1 protein-coding gene is annotated in these 2,093 nt (G+C 61.8%); it reads right to left on the bottom strand.

Annotation, left to right across the window (positions count from 1 at the left end):
- Positions 1–69: 69 nt before the first annotated feature.
- The coding region (locus tag AC0L2X_RS32280; RefSeq protein ID WP_473601189.1) for an adenylate/guanylate cyclase domain-containing protein at positions 70–2,093 on the bottom strand (2,024 nt) is incomplete at its 5' end.

The raw sequence follows: 2,093 nt of genomic DNA, 5'->3' as shown, positions 1-2,093 counted from the left end.
CGGTTATGGCGAACAAGGTCGCATGTATATCCCGCAAGCAGACTTTCGGCCTTTACGGCGTTTGGGAGTTCACTTGACGACCGAAAACTCGAACTGGTCCCAGCGGTAAACGGCCTTGTATTCGTCGTCGCGCCCCGGCGTCCTGAACACATTGCGATAAATTGCTCCACAGCTTGTCAGCTCTACCGGAAAGGCATTGCACAAGAAATTGCCTTGCACCCACGAGGTTCCTGAGTGGGTCCTCTGGCCAATGGTCTCGCTGACGGCGCCGTCGACGGAGGTCGTGCGCTGCATAGGCAGGAACTTGTCAAACGCCAATCTTCCGCGCGTTTCGTGGCCGAACATGAGAGACCTTATTTCCGCGCCTGTGAGCCGGTCCTTCGGATTCATGCCTGCACTTGCCAATGCCGGCAGATCGGGCACGCCTGCCTTGGTCAGGCCGGCCAAAAGGCGTTCGATATCGGCCGCATTCTTGAACACCATGTAGTCCTGGGTGATCAACTGGCTCGCCCCGTATTCCATTCTGCGCGCAACAACCTTCCTAAACATTTCCAAGGCGGCCGCGGCCTGGTCGGTGCGCCCAAGATGCCCATAGGCTGAAACAAGGACTTGCAGGGCATAGAAGTTGGCCGGTGGATCGGGCGAAGCAAGGTCCATCCTCTCGATGGAGCGAACCGCGCCCTCGAATTTCCCTTGACCGAACTCGGCCAGTCCGGCCTGGTAGCGCCTGTAGTCCATCCACGAGATCGGGTCGACGCGCGCAGCCGCATCGAGATAGCTCAGCGCTTCCTTCGGCCGGCCGTTGAAATTCAGGGCATTGGCCAGCGAGAGATAATTCCAGGAATCGCTAGGATCGAGCGCCACCGATTTCAGAAGAACGGTGATTGCTTCGTCCGAGTTGTGCTCCCTGACCATCAACTCGGCGACCAGTTGATAATAACCCGGCGAAGGATGTCGGGCGGCGAGCTTCAGGGTTTCGTGGACTTTGTCATAGGCCTCGGCTCGCGTGAGCCCCATCACCACGGCCCGGTCGATGTCCGCGTCCCAATAGGCCCAGGCGAGTTGGGCATGAGCCGCGCCGAAATCGGGGTCAAGTTGCACCGCGTGCTGGAAATGCTTCACAGCCTGCGCAAACTCCTCGGGGGTGTTGATGCGGTTATAGATGTCCATCCCTTTGAGATAGACATCATAGGCCTCGGGATTGTTTGTGCCTCCCACGCGGGCGGCCGGCGCGACGCTCACCAGGCGGAGCTGGAGCGCGCCGGCAATGCTGCCGACGACCTTGTCCTGCAGCGCGAACACGTCCGCCCACCGGCCGTCGAAGCGCTCCGCCCAGAGATGTCCGGATGTCGAGCTGTCGATCAGTTGCGCATTGATGCGCATGTTGTCGCCGACGCGGCGAATCGAGCCTTCCAGCAGATAGCGGACGCCCAATGCCGCAGCAATCTCCGCCGGCTTCGTGTCCTTGTCCTTGTAGGCAAAGGCCGCGTTGCGGGAGACGACGAAAAGGCCGGGCACGCGCGCCAGTTCGGTCGTCAGGTCCTCGGTGAAGCCGTTGGCGAGATATTCCTGTTCCTTGTCGTCGCTGAGATTGTCGAAGGGCAGGACTACGAGCGACGGCCGGGCATCTACCGCCTCGCTGGCCGCGGGCGCAGCAGGTTGCGCAGGCCTCTCCCACGGCTGCCACCATGCCGCGGCAAGGCCGAGGGCCAGGATGAGAACAGCCGCCGCTACCGGAAGGCGCCAGGCGCGCGGCCGGCGGCGAGCTTTGAGGGTCGTGCCCGCTGCCGCTGGATCAAGCACCACGCGATAGGTCTGAACTGGTTGGGCAATGTTTTTGACCCTCTGCTCGCCCATCGGCTCGAAGGCGAAAGCCAGTTTCCTCTCCACCTCCTTGGCCACTTTTCCTGACAGGCAGATGCCGCCGGGCTCCGCCAGTTGCTGAAGCCTGGCTGCGATGTTGACCCCGTCACCATACCGGTCCTCGCCTTCGACGATCACCTCGCCGAGGTTGATGCCGATCCGCACGTGAATCTGCTCGGTTTCGGGAAGCGAAGCGTTGCGCTCGCCAAGCCCGCGCTGCAGCGACGCCG

This window comes from Mesorhizobium sp. WSM4828 (assembly GCF_055811175.1).
This window is presented reverse-complemented; position numbering and strand designations above follow the sequence as displayed.